Here is a 14,038-nt window from a genome sequence, read left to right as displayed (position 1 = left end):
CAGCGGCGGCGCCGGTAGGATCAGCGACCTGATGACCGTCTGGTTGCTCCTGGCCCTCTCCCTCCTCCTCATGGTCGCGTGCGGCGTGTTCGTCGCTGCGGAGTTCTCGTTCGTGACCGTCGACCGTCCGTCGGTCGAGCGCGCCGCGGCCGACGGCGACCGCCGTGCAGCCGGGGTGCTGGCCGGCCTCCGGACGCTCTCGACCCAGCTCTCCGGCGCCCAGCTCGGCATCACGATCACCAACCTCGCGATCGGCTTCCTGGCCGAGCCGGCGATCGGCGAGCTCCTGCGCGGTCCGCTCGAGGCGCTCGGCATCACCGGTGCGTCCCTCTCCGCGACCGCCTACCTCGTCGCCCTGCTGCTCAGCACCTTCGTCACGATGCTCGTCGGCGAGCTCATCCCGAAGAACCTCGCGCTCGCCGTCCCGATGGGCACGGCCAAGACCGTCCAGGCGGCGCAGCGCGGATTCACGGCCGTGATGGCGTGGCCGATCCGGGGCCTGAACGGCTCGGCGAACGCCCTGCTGCGGGCCGTCGGGATCGAGCCGCAGGAGGAGCTGCGGTCCGCGCGCTCCCCGTACGAGCTGCGCTCGCTCGTCCTGCGCTCGGCTGACGAGGGGTCGCTCGAGCACCCGACCGCGGACCTCGTGGCGCGGTCGATCGCCTTCGGGGACCGCACCGCGGCCGACGTCCGCACCCCGCGGGTACGGGTGCGCTTCCTCGACGGCTCCGACACGGCGGACGACCTGCTGGGGGCGGTCCGCGACACCGGGCACTCGCGGTTCCCGGTCGTGGGGCGCGACCTCGACGACCTGCTCGGCGTCGTCCACGTCACCCAGGCCGTCGCGGTCGCGCCCGACCGGCGCCGTTCCGTGCGCCTGCGCGACCTCGCCGTGCCGGCCGTCACCGTGCCGGACTCCGTCGAGCTGGACCCGCTGCTGACCGTGCTGCGCGACGCCGACATGCAGATCGCCGTCGTTCTCGACGAGTACGGCGGCACCGACGGCGTGGTCACCCTCGAGGACCTGGTCGAGGAGATCGTCGGCGACATCGCCGACGAGCACGACCGGGCCTTCGCGCGCCTGCGGTCGCGGCCGGACGGCATCTGGGTGCTGTCCGGGATGCTTCGGCCGGACGAGGTCCAGGACCTGACGGGCGTCCCGCTCCCGGAGGGTGACGACTACGAGACCGTCGCCGGACTCCTCGTCCAGCGCCTCGGCCGGCTGCCGGAGGTCGGCGCTGTGGTCGAGCTGGCGGTGCCGGTCGCGACCGACGACCAGACGACCGACGTCGGGGTCCGGCTGCGGGTGGACCGGATGGACGGTCGGCGGGTCGATCGGGTGGTCCTCGAGATCACCTCGGCGGACGAGGGGGAGGCGCGATGAGCGGCGACCTGTGGGCCCTGGTGCTCGTCGTCGTGCTGCTCGGCCTTAACGCCCTGTTCGTGGGCGCCGAGTTCGCGCTGATCTCCGCGCGCCGCACCCAGCTCGAGCCCCAGGCCCGGGCCGGGTCGATGCCGGCCCGGTTGGCGATCCGCGCGATGGAGCGGGTGAGCCTCGCGATGGCCGCCGCGCAGCTCGGGATCACGGTCTGCTCGCTCGGGCTCGGCGCAGTCGGGGAGCCGGCCCTGGCGCACCTGTTCGAGCCGGTCTTCGAGGCGCTCGGGATCCCGCACGGCCTCGTGCACCCGTTCGCATTCGTGGTGGCGATGGGCATCGTCACGTACCTCCACGTCGTCCTCGGCGAGATGGTTCCGAAGAACGTCGCGCTCGCCGGCCCCGAGCGCGTCGTGCTCTGGCTCGGCCCGTTCATGCTCGCCGTGATCTGGCTCCTGCGACCGTTCGTCGTCGCCCTGAACGCGATCGCCAACGGCGCCGTCCGCCTGGTCCGCCTCGAGCCGAAGGACGAGGTCGGCGCCTCCTTCACCTCCGACGAGGTCGCGGGCCTGGTGGACGAGTCGCGCGCCGAGGGCCTGCTCGACGACGACGAGTACGAGCTGGTGACCGGGGCCCTCGGATTCGAGACGGCGTCGATCGAGCAGGTGCTGCTGCCGACCGGGTCGCTCGTGACGGTCCCTGCGGGGAGCACCCGCGCCGACGTCGAGCAGGTCTCGGCGCGGACCGGGTTCTCCCGGTTCCCGGTGACCGACTCCGACGGTCAGATGGTCGGCTACCTGCACCTGAAGGACGCGATCGAGGTCTCGGGGCTGACCCGGCCGATCCCCGCGAAGTGGATCCGGCCGCTCGCGTCGGTGCAGCGCAGCACCGGTCTGTACGACGCGCTGCGGCTGATGCAGCAGCGCGGCGCGCACATGGCGCGGGTCGTCGCCGACGACGGGGCCGCGCTCGGCGTCGTCATGCTGTCGGACGTGCTGGAAGAGCTGGTCGGAGAGATTCGCGAGGACGCCCGCCGTGCCGACGGGACCGGCTGACCTGGACAATGCTCGGGTGCACGTACTCGCCCGACGCCTCCGGACGGTGATGACGCGACGCCTCCTGACGGTGGTCGCGATCGTGCTGGCGCTCGCCCTGGTCGCCGCCCTCGCCGCGGCGGTGGTGACCGTACGGCGGCCGTTTCCCGACCTGAGCGGCACGGTGCAGCTGTCCGGGCTGAGCGCCGACGTCGACGTGCTGCGCGACGAGCACGGCATCCCGCAGGTCTACGCCGACACCGCCGAGGACCTGTTCGCGGCGCAGGGGTACGTGCACGCGCAGGACCGCTTCTTCGAGATGGACTTCCGCCGACACGTGACGGCGGGTCGGCTCGCCGAGCTGTTCGGGGAGGACGCGCTCGAGACCGACAAGGTCGTACGGGCCATGGGCTGGAGGCGGGTCGCCCAGGCCGAGCTGCGGTTGCTCTCGCCGGCGACGCGGCGCTACCTCGACGCGTACGCCGACGGCGTGAACGCCTACATCGACGGCCGCGATCCCGAGGCCCTCGGGCTGGAGTACGCGGTGCTCGGTCTGACCGGGACCGACGTCGAGCCCGAGCCGTGGACGCCGGTCGACTCGCTGGCGTGGCTGAAGGCGATGGCCTGGGACCTGCGCAGCAACATGACCGACGAGATCGACCGTGTCCTCGCCACCGAGAAGCTGACCCGCGACGAGGTCGACGAGCTGTATCCGGGGTTCCCGTTCCGGCGGCACGACCCGATCGTCACGCAGGGCACGGTCGTCGACGGACGGTTCGTCGCGTCCGCGGGCCGCCGAGCGAACAGCGACACCGACCGGGTCTCCGACCCCGAGGAGACGCCGGACGCCGTCGCCGCCGACGGGTCCGAGACCGCCGACGCGGCGCGCGAGGTGCTGGCCTCGATGCGCGACACCGCGTCCGTGGTCGACCGGCTGCCGACCCTGCTCGGGACGGGTGACGCGATCGGCTCCAACTCCTGGGCGCTCTCCGGGGACCGCACGACCACCGGTGCCGCGATCCTCGCGAACGACCCGCACCTGGCGCCGTCGGTGCCCGGGGTGTGGCACCAGATGGGTCTGCACTGCCGGGAGACCTCCGACGCCTGTCCGTTCGACGTCGCCGGGTTCACCTTCTCGGGCGTCCCGGGTGTCGTGATCGGGCACAACGACCGGATCGCGTGGGGACTCACGACGATGTACCCCGACGTCACGGACCTCTACGTCGAGCGGGTCTCGGGGGACGACTACCTGTACGACGGCGACTGGCTGCCGCTGCGCAAGCGGACGGAGACGTTCGAGGTCGCCGGCCGCGACGAGCCCGAGACGATCACGGTCCGCTCGACCCGCCACGGGCCCCTGCTGTCGGACGTCGACGAGACCCTCACCGAGGTCGGGCAGCGGGTCGGCAACGGGACGGAGTTCGCGGTGGCGCTGCAGTGGACCGCGCTGAAGCCGGGGCGGACCATGGACGCGCTGCTCGGGATCGACGCCGCGCAGGACTGGCGTTCGTTCCGCAAGGCCGTACGCCGGCTCGCGGTCCCGTCGCAGAACATGGTCTACGCCGATGTCGACGGGAACATCGGGTACCAGGCCCCGGGCGAGGTCCCGATCCGCAAGCGCGGTGACGGGACCTGGCCTTCCCCGGGGTGGGACGCGTCGTACGGGTGGGAGGGCACGATCCCGTACCGCGAGCTCCCGAGCGTGCTCAACCCTGCCGAGGGCTACGTCGTCACCGCCAACCAGCAGGTGATCGGTCGCCAGTACCCGTACCTGATCGGCACCGGGCAGGCCCCCGGGTACCGCAGCCAGCGGATCATCGCGATGATCCGTGACGCGGGCAAGATCTCCGTCGCCGACACGGCCGCGATGCAGAACGACACCGCGAACCCGATCGCGGCGACCCTGGTGCCGTACCTGCTGGAGATCGATCTGGGGGCGAGCTACGCCCGCGACGGCCAGGATCTGCTCGCGGAGTGGGACCTGCGTCAGGACGCGGACTCGGCCGCCGCCGCGTACTTCGCCGCCGTGTGGCGCAACCTGCTGTCGGCGACGTTCCACGACCAGCTCCCGCAGGACGCCTGGCCGAGCGGCGGCGAGCAGTGGTTCGAGGTGGTGCGGCGGATCCTGAACGACCCCGAGTCGCCGTGGTGGGACGACGTCCGCACGAAGCAGGTCACCGAGGAGCGTGACGACGTCCTGGCGATCGCGATGCGCGAGGCCCGCGACGAGCTCACCAGCCGGATCTCCCTGGATCCTGGGCAGTGGAGCTGGGGGCGGCTGCACACGCTCGAGCTCGAGAACCAGAGCCTCGGGACGTCCGGGATCGGTGTCGTCGAGGCGCTCTTCAACCGAGGGCCGTACGAGCTCGGCGGCGGGACCGGCATCGTCAACGCGAACGGCTGGGATGCTGCCGAGGGCTTCGAGGTCTTCGCCGTCCCGTCGATGCGGATGGTCGTCGACCTCGACGACCTGGACGCGTCGCGCTGGATCAACCTGACCGGCGTGTCCGGTCACCCGTTCAACCAGCACTACGTCGACCAGACCGAGCTGTGGGCCCGCGGCGAGACCCTGCCGTGGGCGTTCGGCGAGGAGGCGGTCGACGCCGCCACCGAGGACCGCCTCACCCTCAGCCCCGACCTGGACTGACCCCGGCCCCTCCGCCGGTCGAGGCCGAGCGAAGCGAGGATCGAGACCCGCCCACTCCCGCTGGTCGAGGCCGAGCCACCCTCCCGCTGGTCGAGGCCGAGCGGAGCGAGGATCGAGACCCCCGCCCCGCTTCCCGCTGGTCGAGGCCGAGCCACCCTCCCGCCGGTCGAGGCCGAGCGGAGTGAGGATCGAGACCCCGCCTGTGGACAACCGGTCCCGGACCCTCTGTCACCGCCATGCTCGAGCATCATGGCTTGGGTCTACATCCTCCGCTGCGCTGACGACACGCTGTACGTCGGCAGCACCCGCGATCTCGACAGCCGACTCGAGCAGCACACCTCCGGGTTCGGCGGTACGTACACCTCCGCTCGCCTTCCGGTCAGGCTGGTGTGGTGTCAGGAGTCGGAGAGCATCGGGGAGGCGTACGTGTGGGAGCGGCGCATCCATCGGTGGTCGCGTGCGAAGCGGGAGGCGCTCGTGCGAGGCGACTTCGGCAGGTTGAAGGAGCTGGCTCGGCGCCGTACCGGTGAGCGACGAGCGGGCGGGTCTCGATCCTCACTCCGTTCGGCCTCGACCAGCGGGAGGGGCGGTCCGGCCTCGACCTGCGGGAGGGGCGGTTCGGCCTCGACCTGCGGGAGGGGGTCAGCGGAGGTCGAGGACGCGGCGCGGGGTGACGACGACGTGCACGGGCTGGTCGTGGTCGTCGACCGGGACGCGTTCGACGAGCTCGTGGTCGTGCACGAGCGCGATCCGCAGCACCGCGGGGTCGAGCTCCGCGAGGGTGGTGTCGTAGTAGCCGCCGCCGCGGCCCAGGCGTCGACCAGCCGCGTCGACCGCGACCGCGGGAAGGATGATCGCGTCGGCGCGCTCCAGAGCGTCGGCGAGCGGATCCCCGACGGGCTCGTCGATGCCGTACCGGCCCCGGCGCAGCTCGCCGCCGACGCGATAGGGCACCCACGCGGTCCGTCGTACGGCGAGCGCGCGGGGCACGACGACCTCGATGCCGTCCTGGCACAGGGTGTCCACCAGCGGGCGGGTCGAAGGTTCGCTGCCGCTCGACAGGTACGCGGCCACGCGCCGCGTGGTCGGTGCGAGGACCGAGCGGACGCCGGCCGCGAGCCCGACGGCGTCGGCGGCGACCCGTTCGGGACCGAGCGTGGTGCGCCGGGCCAGCAGCGAGGTGCGCAGCTCGTCCTTGGTCTCCACACTCCGACGGTATTCCCTACGATGAACGACATGAGTGCGGAGGGGCTGGCAGCGGCGCGAGCGAAGATGGAGGCGGCCGGGGTGCCGCACCGGGCGATCGAGGTGTTCGCGCACTACTACGGCGAGCTGGAGGCCGGTGCGACCGGGATGATCCCGGAGGCCGACGTCGACCCGTTGGATCCACCGCCGAGACTCGCCGAGATCGACGTCGACGAGGCGACGGCCCGCGACGCCCTCGCGCAGACCGTGGTCGGCAAGCTCAACGGCGGCCTCGGCACGTCCATGGGGATGGACAAGGCGAAGTCGCTGCTCCCGGTGCGGGGGGACCAGTCGTTCCTCGACGTGCTGGTGGAGCAGGTACGCCGGGTCCGGACGCGCTACGACGTGAGCCTCCCGATGGTGCTGATGAACTCGTTCCGCACCCGCGACGACACGCTGGAGGCGCTGGGACGGCACCCCGATCTCCCGGTCGACGGGCTGCCGCAGGACTTCGTGCAGAACCGCGAGCCGAAGCTGCGGTCCGACGACCTGACGCCGGTGGAGTGGCCGGCCGACCCGTCGCTGGAGTGGACGCCTCCCGGCCACGGCGACCTGTACACCGCGCTCGACGCGTCCGGTGCTCTGCGGGCGTTCCTCGACGCCGGCTACCGCTACCTGTGCATGTCCAACTCGGACAACCTCGGCGGCTACCCGGACCCGCGGATCGCCGGGTGGTTCGCGTCGTCGGGCGCGCCGTACGCCGCGGAGGTCTGCCGGCGGACCCCGGCGGACGTCAAGGGCGGCTACCTCGTGCGGCGCAAGTCCGACGGTCGACTGGTGCTGCGCGAGACGGCGCAGACCCCGCCCGAGGACGCCGACCTGGCTGCCGACATCACGCGCCACCGGTGGTTCCACACCAACAACCTGTGGTTCGACCTGGAGGCGCTGGCGGCGGCGATCGAGGAGCACGACGGGGTTCTGGGGCTCCCGCTGATCCGCAACGTCAAGACGGTCGACCCGGCGGACTCGTCGTCGCCCGAGGTGATCCAGATCGAGTCGGCGATGGGGGCGGCGGTCCAGGTCTTCGACGGCGCCACGGCGATCGAGGTCGAGCGTGACCGCTTCCTGCCGGTGAAGACGACCGACGACCTGCTGCTGGTCCGCTCCGACTTCTACCGTCTCGACGACGATGCGCGGCTGGTCGCGGCCGAGGACGACGCGCCGCTCGTGCGCCTCGACAAGGCGCACTACAAGCTGATCGGGGACTTCGACGCGCGGTTCCCGGCGGGTCCGCCGTCGCTGGTCGACGCCCGCTCGTTCACGGTGGACGGCGACTGGACCTTCGGCGCCGACGTGCGCGTCGTGGGGGAGGTCGAGGTCGCCGACTCCGGGAGCGCCGGGCGGATCGACGACGGCACGATGCTGTCAGGCGCATAGGCTGTCGCTCATGCGTACCGTCGACGAGCACCTCGAGGCGCTGCTCGAGCTGGTGGGTCCGCTCCAGCCGTACGAGCAGCCGCTGCTGGAGTCGCTGGGCCTGCCGATGGTCGACGACGTCGTCAGTCCGATCGACCTGCCGCGCTTCACGAACTCCGCGATGGACGGGTACGCGGTCCGGGCCTCCGACGTGCAGGGCGCGAACCGCGACTACCCGGTCGAGCTGCCGGTCGTGGGGGAGCAGGCCGCCGGCTCGTCCTCTCCGACGGCGCTGACGTCGGGGACGGCGATCAAGATCATGACCGGCGCCCCGATGCCGTCCGGCGCGGACACCGTGATCCCGGTCGAGCTCACCGACGGCGGCGAGGCGACGGTCGCCATCCACCAGGCCCGGCGAGCCGGGGAGAACGTCCGGCCCGCCGGCGAGGACGTCGCGGCCGGCGAGGTGGTCGCCGAGGCCGGGAAGGCACTCGGGCCGCGTGAGGTGGGGCTGCTCGCGTCGCTGGGGTTCCCACGGCTGCGCGCGCGCCCCCGACCGCGGGTCGTGGTGATCTCGACCGGCTCGGAGCTGCGCGAGCCCGGGGCCCGGCTCGACTACGACTCGATCTACGACGGCAACAGCTACATGCTCGCGGCGTGTGCGCGGGCGGCGGGCGCGATCTCGTACCGCGTCGGGATCACGTCGGACGATCCGCGCGAGTTCGCCGACCTGCTCGGTGACCAGCTCGTGCGGGCGGATCTGGTCGTCACCAGCGGCGGGATCAGCAAGGGCAGCTACGACGTGGTCAAGGCGGCGCTGGCCGATCTCGGCTCGGTCGAGTTCTGCGAGGTCGCGATGCAGCCGGGGAAGCCGCAGGGCTTCGGCACGGTGGGTGAGGACCGTACGCCGATCGTCACGCTGCCCGGCAACCCGGTCTCGTCGTACGTGTCGTTCGAGGTCTTCGTCCTGCCGATGCTCCGGCGGATGATGGGGATGCTGCCGTACCGCCGACCGATGGTGCAGGCCACGTTGACCGAGGAGCTGCGCTCGCCCGCGGGTCGTCGCCAGTACCTCCGCGGATGGTTCGAGGTGTCCCAGCGCGGCGCTCGGGTGACGCCGGTCAGCGGACCGGGGTCGCACCTGGTCGCGGGTCTCGCCCGGGCGAACTGCCTGGTCGTGATCGAGGAGGACGAGACCGCCCTGCACGTCGGGGACACGGCGAGGGTCCTCGTGCTGGACCGGGAGTTCTGATGTCGGCCGGCAGCCAGCCCGCCGAGCCGCGTCTCACGCACGTCGACGAGTCGGGTGCGGCCCGGATGGTCGACGTGTCCGAGAAGGACGTGACGAAGCGGGTCGCGACCGCGCGCGGCCGGGTCCGGCTGTCCGCGGAGGTGGTGTCGCTGCTGCGATCCGGCGACGTCCCCAAGGGCGATGCGCTCGGGGTAGCCCGGGTCGCGGGGATCATGGCTGCGAAGCGGACCCCGGACCTGGTCCCGCTGTGCCATCCGCTCCCGATCAGTGGCGTGGAGGTGGAGCTGGAGGTCGTCGACGCGGGCGTGGACATCGCGGCGACGGTCCGCACCACCGGCCGTACGGGCGTGGAGATGGAGGCGCTGACCGCGGTCAGCGTGGCCGCGCTGACGGTGATCGACATGACCAAGGCGGTCGACAAGCACGCGGTCGTGACCGACGTGACGGTGACGTCGAAGAGCGGCGGGAAGAGCGGGGACTGGTCGTTGTGAAGGCGCTCGTGGTGACCTGCTCGAACCGTGCGGCGGCCGGTGTCTACGCCGACACCGGTGGCCCGCTGATCGTGGAGGCGCTGCGGGGCTGGGGGTTCGAGGTCGACGACCCGCTCGTCGTCCCCGACGGGCTGCCGGTCGAGGAGGCGCTGCGCGAGGCCGTCGACGTGGGCTACGAGGTGGTGCTGACGACCGGCGGGACCGGGATCAGCCCCACGGACCAGACGCCGGAGATGACCGGGTACGTGATCGAGCGCGCGATCCCGGGGATCGCCGAGGCGATCCGGGCGTACGGGGTGGCGCAGGGGGTGCCCACCGCGGCGCTGTCGCGGGGCGTCGCCGGAGTCGCCGACCGGACCGTGATCGTGAACCTGCCCGGGTCGTCCGGCGGGGTGCGCGACGGTCTCGCGGTCCTGGAGCCGATCCTGCGGCACGCGGTGGACCAGGTCGCGGGCGGCGACCACCCGCGGGGACAGGACGGTGGATCCTGACCGGGGGCTGGCCGGCGACGTTGGCGCACGGACGGGTCGGGTTGCGGCCGATCACCCGCGGCGACGTCCGGGTGTGGGCGCAGCTGCGGCGCGAGTCCGCGACCTGGCTCGGGCCGTGGGAGGCGACGATGCCGCCCGGTGCCGAGTACTCCGCTCGCTCCTACCGCTCGATGGTCCGCGCCCTGCGGCGCCAGGCTGCTCAGGGCCGCTCGCTGCCGTTCGTCTCGACCTGGGACGGGCGGATGGTCGGCCAGGTCACCGTCTCCGGGATCACCTGGGGATCGGCGCGGTGGGCTCAGATCGGCTACTGGGTCGCGCGCCCGTACGCCGGGCGTGGGATCACCACGCTGGCGGTCGCGATGGCGATGGACCACTGCTTCGAGACCGTGGGCCTGCACCGGATCGAGATCGCGATCCGGCCGGAGAACCGCTCGAGCCTGCGGGTCGTCGAGAAGCTGGGGCTCGAGCGGGTCGGGCTGGCGCGTCGGTACCTCCACATCGACGGTGCGTGGCGCGACCACGTGCTGTTCGCGGCGACGGCCGAGGACGTCGGACCCGGGGGTCTCGTCGGCCGCGTGGATGCGCACCCGGTCGAGCGCTGAGCGCGCGGCGGCTCGGCGGAGGTTGCGACACACCGAGCGAGAAGAGCGGGACGAGGGCGCGCGACACGTACCGTTCTGTCCGTGGGTACGGGCCTGATCTTCGCAGCCGTGATCGCCGTCTGGGTGGCGTACGGCGTGCCGCTCGCGCTGCGACGGCACGAGGAGGCGACCCGCGACGGCTCGATCACGACGTTCTCCCATGCGCTGCGGGTGCTGACGCACCGCCGCGACGACGAGGCCGACGACGGTGCGGACGCGCCGGCGAGCGCCTCCCGTTCGCTCGCGGTGGAGCGCGTGCAGGACCAGCCCGCGCCGCCGGTCACCGACGAGACCGCTGAGGCCGACTCCGGCGCGCCGGACGCGGACGAGAGCGAGCCGGAGGCGGCGGACGAGGCCGTCGCCGAGGAGGGCGACGAGTCCGACGCCCCCGACAGCACGGAGGGGTCCGACGCGGCCCGGGCCCCGGTGGCGTCCACCGCGACGACGACCCCGCGGCCCCGCCCGCGCAACCGCGCCGCCGCACGGCGTGCGGCCCGTCGGCGACGCCGGGTGCTCGGCGTGCTGCTCCTCGCGACGCTCGTCGTGGGGGTGCTCGCAGGCACGGGCGTCCTGCTCCCGTGGTCGGTGGCCATCCCGTCCGGGCTGGTCGTGGCCTGGCTGGTGCTGTGCCGGGTGATGGTGCGGCAGGAGCGCGGCATCACGGCGCGCCCGCGTGCCGGGCGACCCGCGCAGAAGCCGCGGTCGAGGACGCCGTCGTCGAAGAGGCCCCCGTCGAAGAAGCCCGTCGCGAAGCAGCCGAAGGCGCGTCGCCCTGGCACGGCCGCGCTGGCCGTCGATCCCGACGACGAAGCGACCGTGGTGCTGTCGGGCCAGATCGGCGACATCGAGCCGCCGCGCAAGAACGTGATGGAGGAGCAGCCGCTGCGCGAGGGCGACCTCGATCAGCAGATCGTCGACGCGGTCGCGGTGACCACGACGACCGGCACGACGCTGTGGGATCCCGTCCCCGTGACCCTCCCGACCTACGTGACGAAGCCCGCGGCGAGGACCGTACGGACGGTCGAGTTCACGTCGTCCGACGAGTCCTCCGACGACCGTGACGCAGCCCGCGAGGCGCGGCGCGCGGTCGGTGACTGAGGGCGGCCCCCCACGCTTGAGGCGGTCGGGCTGCGTGGTAGTCTCGGACGTGCTTTGGGGCTATGGCGCAGTTGGTAGCGCGTCTCGTTCGCAATGAGAAGGTCCGGGGTTCGAATCCCCGTAGCTCCACCCGCTGATCTCGCGCGAGATCGACGAAGGCCGGATCCCGTCGGGTCCGGCCTTCGTGCGTCTCAGGTGCTGCCGGCGCTGCGGATCGCGCCGATCTCCCGTGTCAGCGGTCGTGCGGCCGCGTACTCGTCGGGCTGGACGTCGACGCGACGGCGGCCGCACGTGATGCAGCGGACGTAGACGACGTACCCGTCCGACGTCGGGTGCTGCGACTCGACGACCCACGCGTGGGGGTGGGGCTCGGGCGGTGCGGGCGGCTGCTGCGGGCGCTCTCTGGTGTGCATGCCTCCAGCGTGCTGTAATGGTCTTGTGCATCTCAACCCTTACGGCGAGTACGCGGTCCTGCTCGCTGCGTCACTGGCGAACGACTGGCCGGACGACCGTCGTGGGATCGAGGCCCGCACCCGTGAGTTCGGGATGACGCTGGCGTTCTCCGAGGGCCCGGACGACCATCGCGACGTCCGGACGGTGATCGACGAGTGGCTGGGCGTGGTGGATGCCGACGAGCCCGACGAGCGTGCGCAGCTGCTGAACGCGGTGATGGCGTCCGCGGCGGCGTACCCACGGATGACCGACCACGACGACGAGGGCTGGCACCTGCACTACCGCGATCGCAACGACGCGCTCCCGCACGTGCTGCGTGCGGTGATCAGCGTGGGGACGGCCCTGCACCTGACGACCCGTGGGATGCACCGCTTGCGCCGCTGCGAGGCCGGGTCGGCTCCCGGCGACCCCTGCCGCGCGGTGGTCGTCGACGTCACGCGCAACGGGCGGCAGCGGTTCTGCTCGGTGCGCTGCGCGAACCGCGCCGCCGTCCGGCGCCACCGCGAGCGCACGCGGTCGCCGGGCCGCTAACGTCGGCGCATGCCCGAGTTCACGCTGCGACGCTCCCGCACGTACCCGCTGCCGGTCACCGACACGTACGCGGCGGTGCTGCCGCTGCCGCTGACCGATCTGTTCGCGCACCGCTACGGCGCGATCGGCCCGATCCTCGATGTCGACCAGGAGGGCGAGTGGGGGACGCCCGGCCAGGTTCGCCGGATCCGGCTGGCCGACGGGAACGCCGTGCGCGAGACGCTCACGAGCCTCGATCCGCCGACGGCGTTCGGCTACCACCTCGACGACGTCAGCGGTCCGATGGCGTGGCTGATCGCCTCGGTCGACGGCGAGTGGCGGTTCGAGCCGGCGGGGACCGGGGTCCGGATCACGTGGTCGTGGGTCGTGCGGCCGGCCGGGCAGATCGGCGCGGCGGCGCGTCCGGTGTTCGCGCGGATGTGGTCCGGGTACGCCCGGGCCGCGCTGGACCGGATCGAGGAGCTCCTGGTCTGATCCCGCGAGCGGGACCGGCGTCTCGGTGCGAGGCTCGGAGGCATGAGTGCTCCGACGATCACGCTGAACGACGGCCACGAGCTCCCGGCGATCGGGCTCGGGACGTACCCGATGGACGACCGCGAGGCCGCGAGCGCGGTGCGCGGCGCGATCGAGACGGGCTACCGGCTGATCGACACGGCGGCCAAGTACGGGAACGAGGCCGGGGTCGGCGAGGGGATCGCGACGTCAGAGGTCCCGCGCGAGGAGATCGTTCTCACCACCAAGCTGCGCGGCTACGACCAGGGGTACGAGTCGACGTTGCGGGCGTTCGCGGAGTCGCGGGAGCGGCTCGGGGTGGAGTACGTCGACCTGTTCCTGATCCACTGGCCGCTCCCGCGGATCGAGAAGTACGTCGACTCGTGGCGGGCGATGATCATGCTGCGCGACGACGGGCTGGTCCGCAGCATCGGGGTCTCGAACTTCACGGCCGACCACCTCGACCGGATCGTGACGGAGACCGGGGTCGAGCCGGCCGTGAACCAGATCGAGCTGCACCCGTACTTCGCCCAGACCGCGATGCGTGCGGCCGACGCCGAGCGTGGAGTCGTGACACAGGCGTGGAGTCCGCTGGGACGCAAGACCGACCTGCTGGCGGACCCGACCGTCGACGCGATCGCACAGCAGCACGGCGTCACGCCGGCGCAGGTCGTGCTGCGGTGGCACGTGCAGCGCGGGACCATCCCGATCCCGAAGTCGTCGGACCCGCAGCGGCAGGCGCAGAACCTCGACGTGTTCTCGTTCCGGCTGTCCGAGTCCGAGATGGCGCAGATCGGCGACCGTCCGCAGGCGCGCGTCGGCGGGGACCCCGACGAGCACGAGGAGTTCTAGCCCGCGAGCGCGCACGGATGACCCGCGGCGCCAGGGGCGACTCGCGAGGGCGCCAGGACTGACTCGCGACCACGCCGCGG

General features: G+C 72.5%; 14 protein-coding genes, 1 tRNA gene and 1 pseudogene. 14 read left to right on the top strand and 2 right to left on the bottom strand.

Translation table 11 applies throughout. The annotated features are described in order from the left end of the window. The first annotated feature begins 31 nt into the window (after positions 1-31). The 4 genes and pseudogenes from CLV56_RS05610 to CLV56_RS21200 form a co-directional block, all read left to right on the top strand. The gene (locus CLV56_RS05610; RefSeq protein ID WP_039342979.1) at positions 32-1,384 is read left to right on the top strand and encodes a hemolysin family protein; all 1,353 of its coding nucleotides are present in this window, start codon (positions 32-34) and stop codon (positions 1,382-1,384) included. Then, the gene (locus CLV56_RS05605; RefSeq protein ID WP_039342977.1) at positions 1,381-2,430 is read left to right on the top strand and encodes a hemolysin family protein; all 1,050 of its coding nucleotides are present in this window, start codon (positions 1,381-1,383) and stop codon (positions 2,428-2,430) included. The genes CLV56_RS05610 and CLV56_RS05605 overlap by 4 nt, the downstream gene beginning before the upstream one ends. A gap of 16 nt (positions 2,431-2,446) precedes the next feature. Next, on the top strand, positions 2,447-5,056 hold the full coding sequence (locus tag CLV56_RS05600) for a penicillin acylase family protein (protein ID WP_245857634.1): 2,610 nt from the start codon (positions 2,447-2,449) through the stop codon (positions 5,054-5,056). 249 nt (positions 5,057-5,305) lie between these two features. Beyond that, positions 5,306-5,509 (top strand): annotated as a pseudogene (locus CLV56_RS21200) (GIY-YIG nuclease family protein); the annotation flags it as partial. A 189-nt stretch (positions 5,510-5,698) separates the two neighbouring features. Here the strand turns inward: CLV56_RS21200 and CLV56_RS20810 are convergent. Beyond that, positions 5,699-6,262, bottom strand: coding sequence for a 5-formyltetrahydrofolate cyclo-ligase (locus CLV56_RS20810; RefSeq protein ID WP_039342976.1), 564 nt, complete (start codon positions 6,260-6,262; stop codon positions 5,699-5,701). A gap of 30 nt (positions 6,263-6,292) precedes the next feature. Here CLV56_RS20810 and CLV56_RS20805 point away from each other — a divergent pair, with 30 nt between their 5' ends. From CLV56_RS20805 to CLV56_RS05565, 7 genes are all read left to right on the top strand, one after another. Beyond that, a complete protein-coding gene (locus CLV56_RS20805) occupies positions 6,293-7,678 on the top strand; it encodes a UTP--glucose-1-phosphate uridylyltransferase (protein ID WP_039342975.1) in 1,386 nt (461 codons plus the stop codon). Between the two features lie 10 nt (positions 7,679-7,688). Then, positions 7,689-8,909 (top strand): molybdotransferase-like divisome protein Glp, encoded by a 1,221-nt coding sequence (gene glp, locus CLV56_RS05590; protein ID WP_039342974.1) that lies wholly within the window; start codon positions 7,689-7,691, stop codon positions 8,907-8,909. Then, complete coding sequence (gene moaC, locus CLV56_RS05585; RefSeq protein ID WP_039342972.1) at positions 8,909-9,400, top strand: cyclic pyranopterin monophosphate synthase MoaC; 492 nt, start codon at positions 8,909-8,911, stop codon at positions 9,398-9,400. Before glp ends, moaC begins: the two co-directional genes overlap by 1 nt. Then, on the top strand, positions 9,397-9,891 hold the full coding sequence (locus tag CLV56_RS05580) for a MogA/MoaB family molybdenum cofactor biosynthesis protein (RefSeq protein WP_039342970.1): 495 nt from the start codon (positions 9,397-9,399) through the stop codon (positions 9,889-9,891). Before moaC ends, CLV56_RS05580 begins: the two co-directional genes overlap by 4 nt. 41 nt (positions 9,892-9,932) lie before the next feature. Then, on the top strand, positions 9,933-10,493 hold the full coding sequence (locus CLV56_RS05575; protein ID WP_245857631.1) for a GNAT family N-acetyltransferase: 561 nt from the start codon (positions 9,933-9,935) through the stop codon (positions 10,491-10,493). Positions 10,494-10,574: 81 nt separating this feature from the next. Then, positions 10,575-11,630 carry a divisome protein SepX/GlpR gene (gene sepX / locus CLV56_RS05570; protein ID WP_039342966.1) on the top strand — a complete coding sequence of 352 codons (1,056 nt, stop codon included), beginning with the start codon at positions 10,575-10,577 and terminating at the stop codon, positions 11,628-11,630. Positions 11,631-11,686: 56 nt separating this feature from the next. Next, positions 11,687-11,759: transfer RNA gene (locus CLV56_RS05565), tRNA-Ala, on the top strand. Positions 11,760-11,821: 62 nt separating this feature from the next. Here CLV56_RS05565 and CLV56_RS05560 read toward each other — a convergent pair. Then, positions 11,822-12,043, bottom strand: a complete 222-nt coding sequence (locus CLV56_RS05560; RefSeq protein WP_039342964.1) for a hypothetical protein — start codon at positions 12,041-12,043, stop codon at positions 11,822-11,824. A 25-nt stretch (positions 12,044-12,068) separates the two neighbouring features. Here CLV56_RS05560 and CLV56_RS05555 point away from each other — a divergent pair, with 25 nt between their 5' ends. The 3 genes from CLV56_RS05555 to CLV56_RS05545 are packed head-to-tail and all read left to right on the top strand — an operon-like array spanning position 12,069 to position 13,958. After that, a complete protein-coding gene (locus tag CLV56_RS05555) occupies positions 12,069-12,614 on the top strand; it encodes a CGNR zinc finger domain-containing protein (RefSeq protein WP_039342961.1) in 546 nt (181 codons plus the stop codon). A 9-nt stretch (positions 12,615-12,623) separates the two neighbouring features. After that, the gene (locus CLV56_RS05550; RefSeq protein ID WP_039342959.1) at positions 12,624-13,088 is read left to right on the top strand and encodes an SRPBCC family protein; all 465 of its coding nucleotides are present in this window, start codon (positions 12,624-12,626) and stop codon (positions 13,086-13,088) included. Positions 13,089-13,130: 42 nt separating this feature from the next. Further along, on the top strand, positions 13,131-13,958 hold the full coding sequence (locus CLV56_RS05545; protein WP_039342957.1) for an aldo/keto reductase: 828 nt from the start codon (positions 13,131-13,133) through the stop codon (positions 13,956-13,958). Positions 13,959-14,038 lie beyond the last annotated feature (80 nt).

This window comes from Mumia flava, from assembly GCF_002797495.1.
Lineage (GTDB): Bacteria > Actinomycetota > Actinomycetes > Propionibacteriales > Nocardioidaceae > Mumia > Mumia flava.
This window is presented reverse-complemented; position numbering and strand designations above follow the sequence as displayed.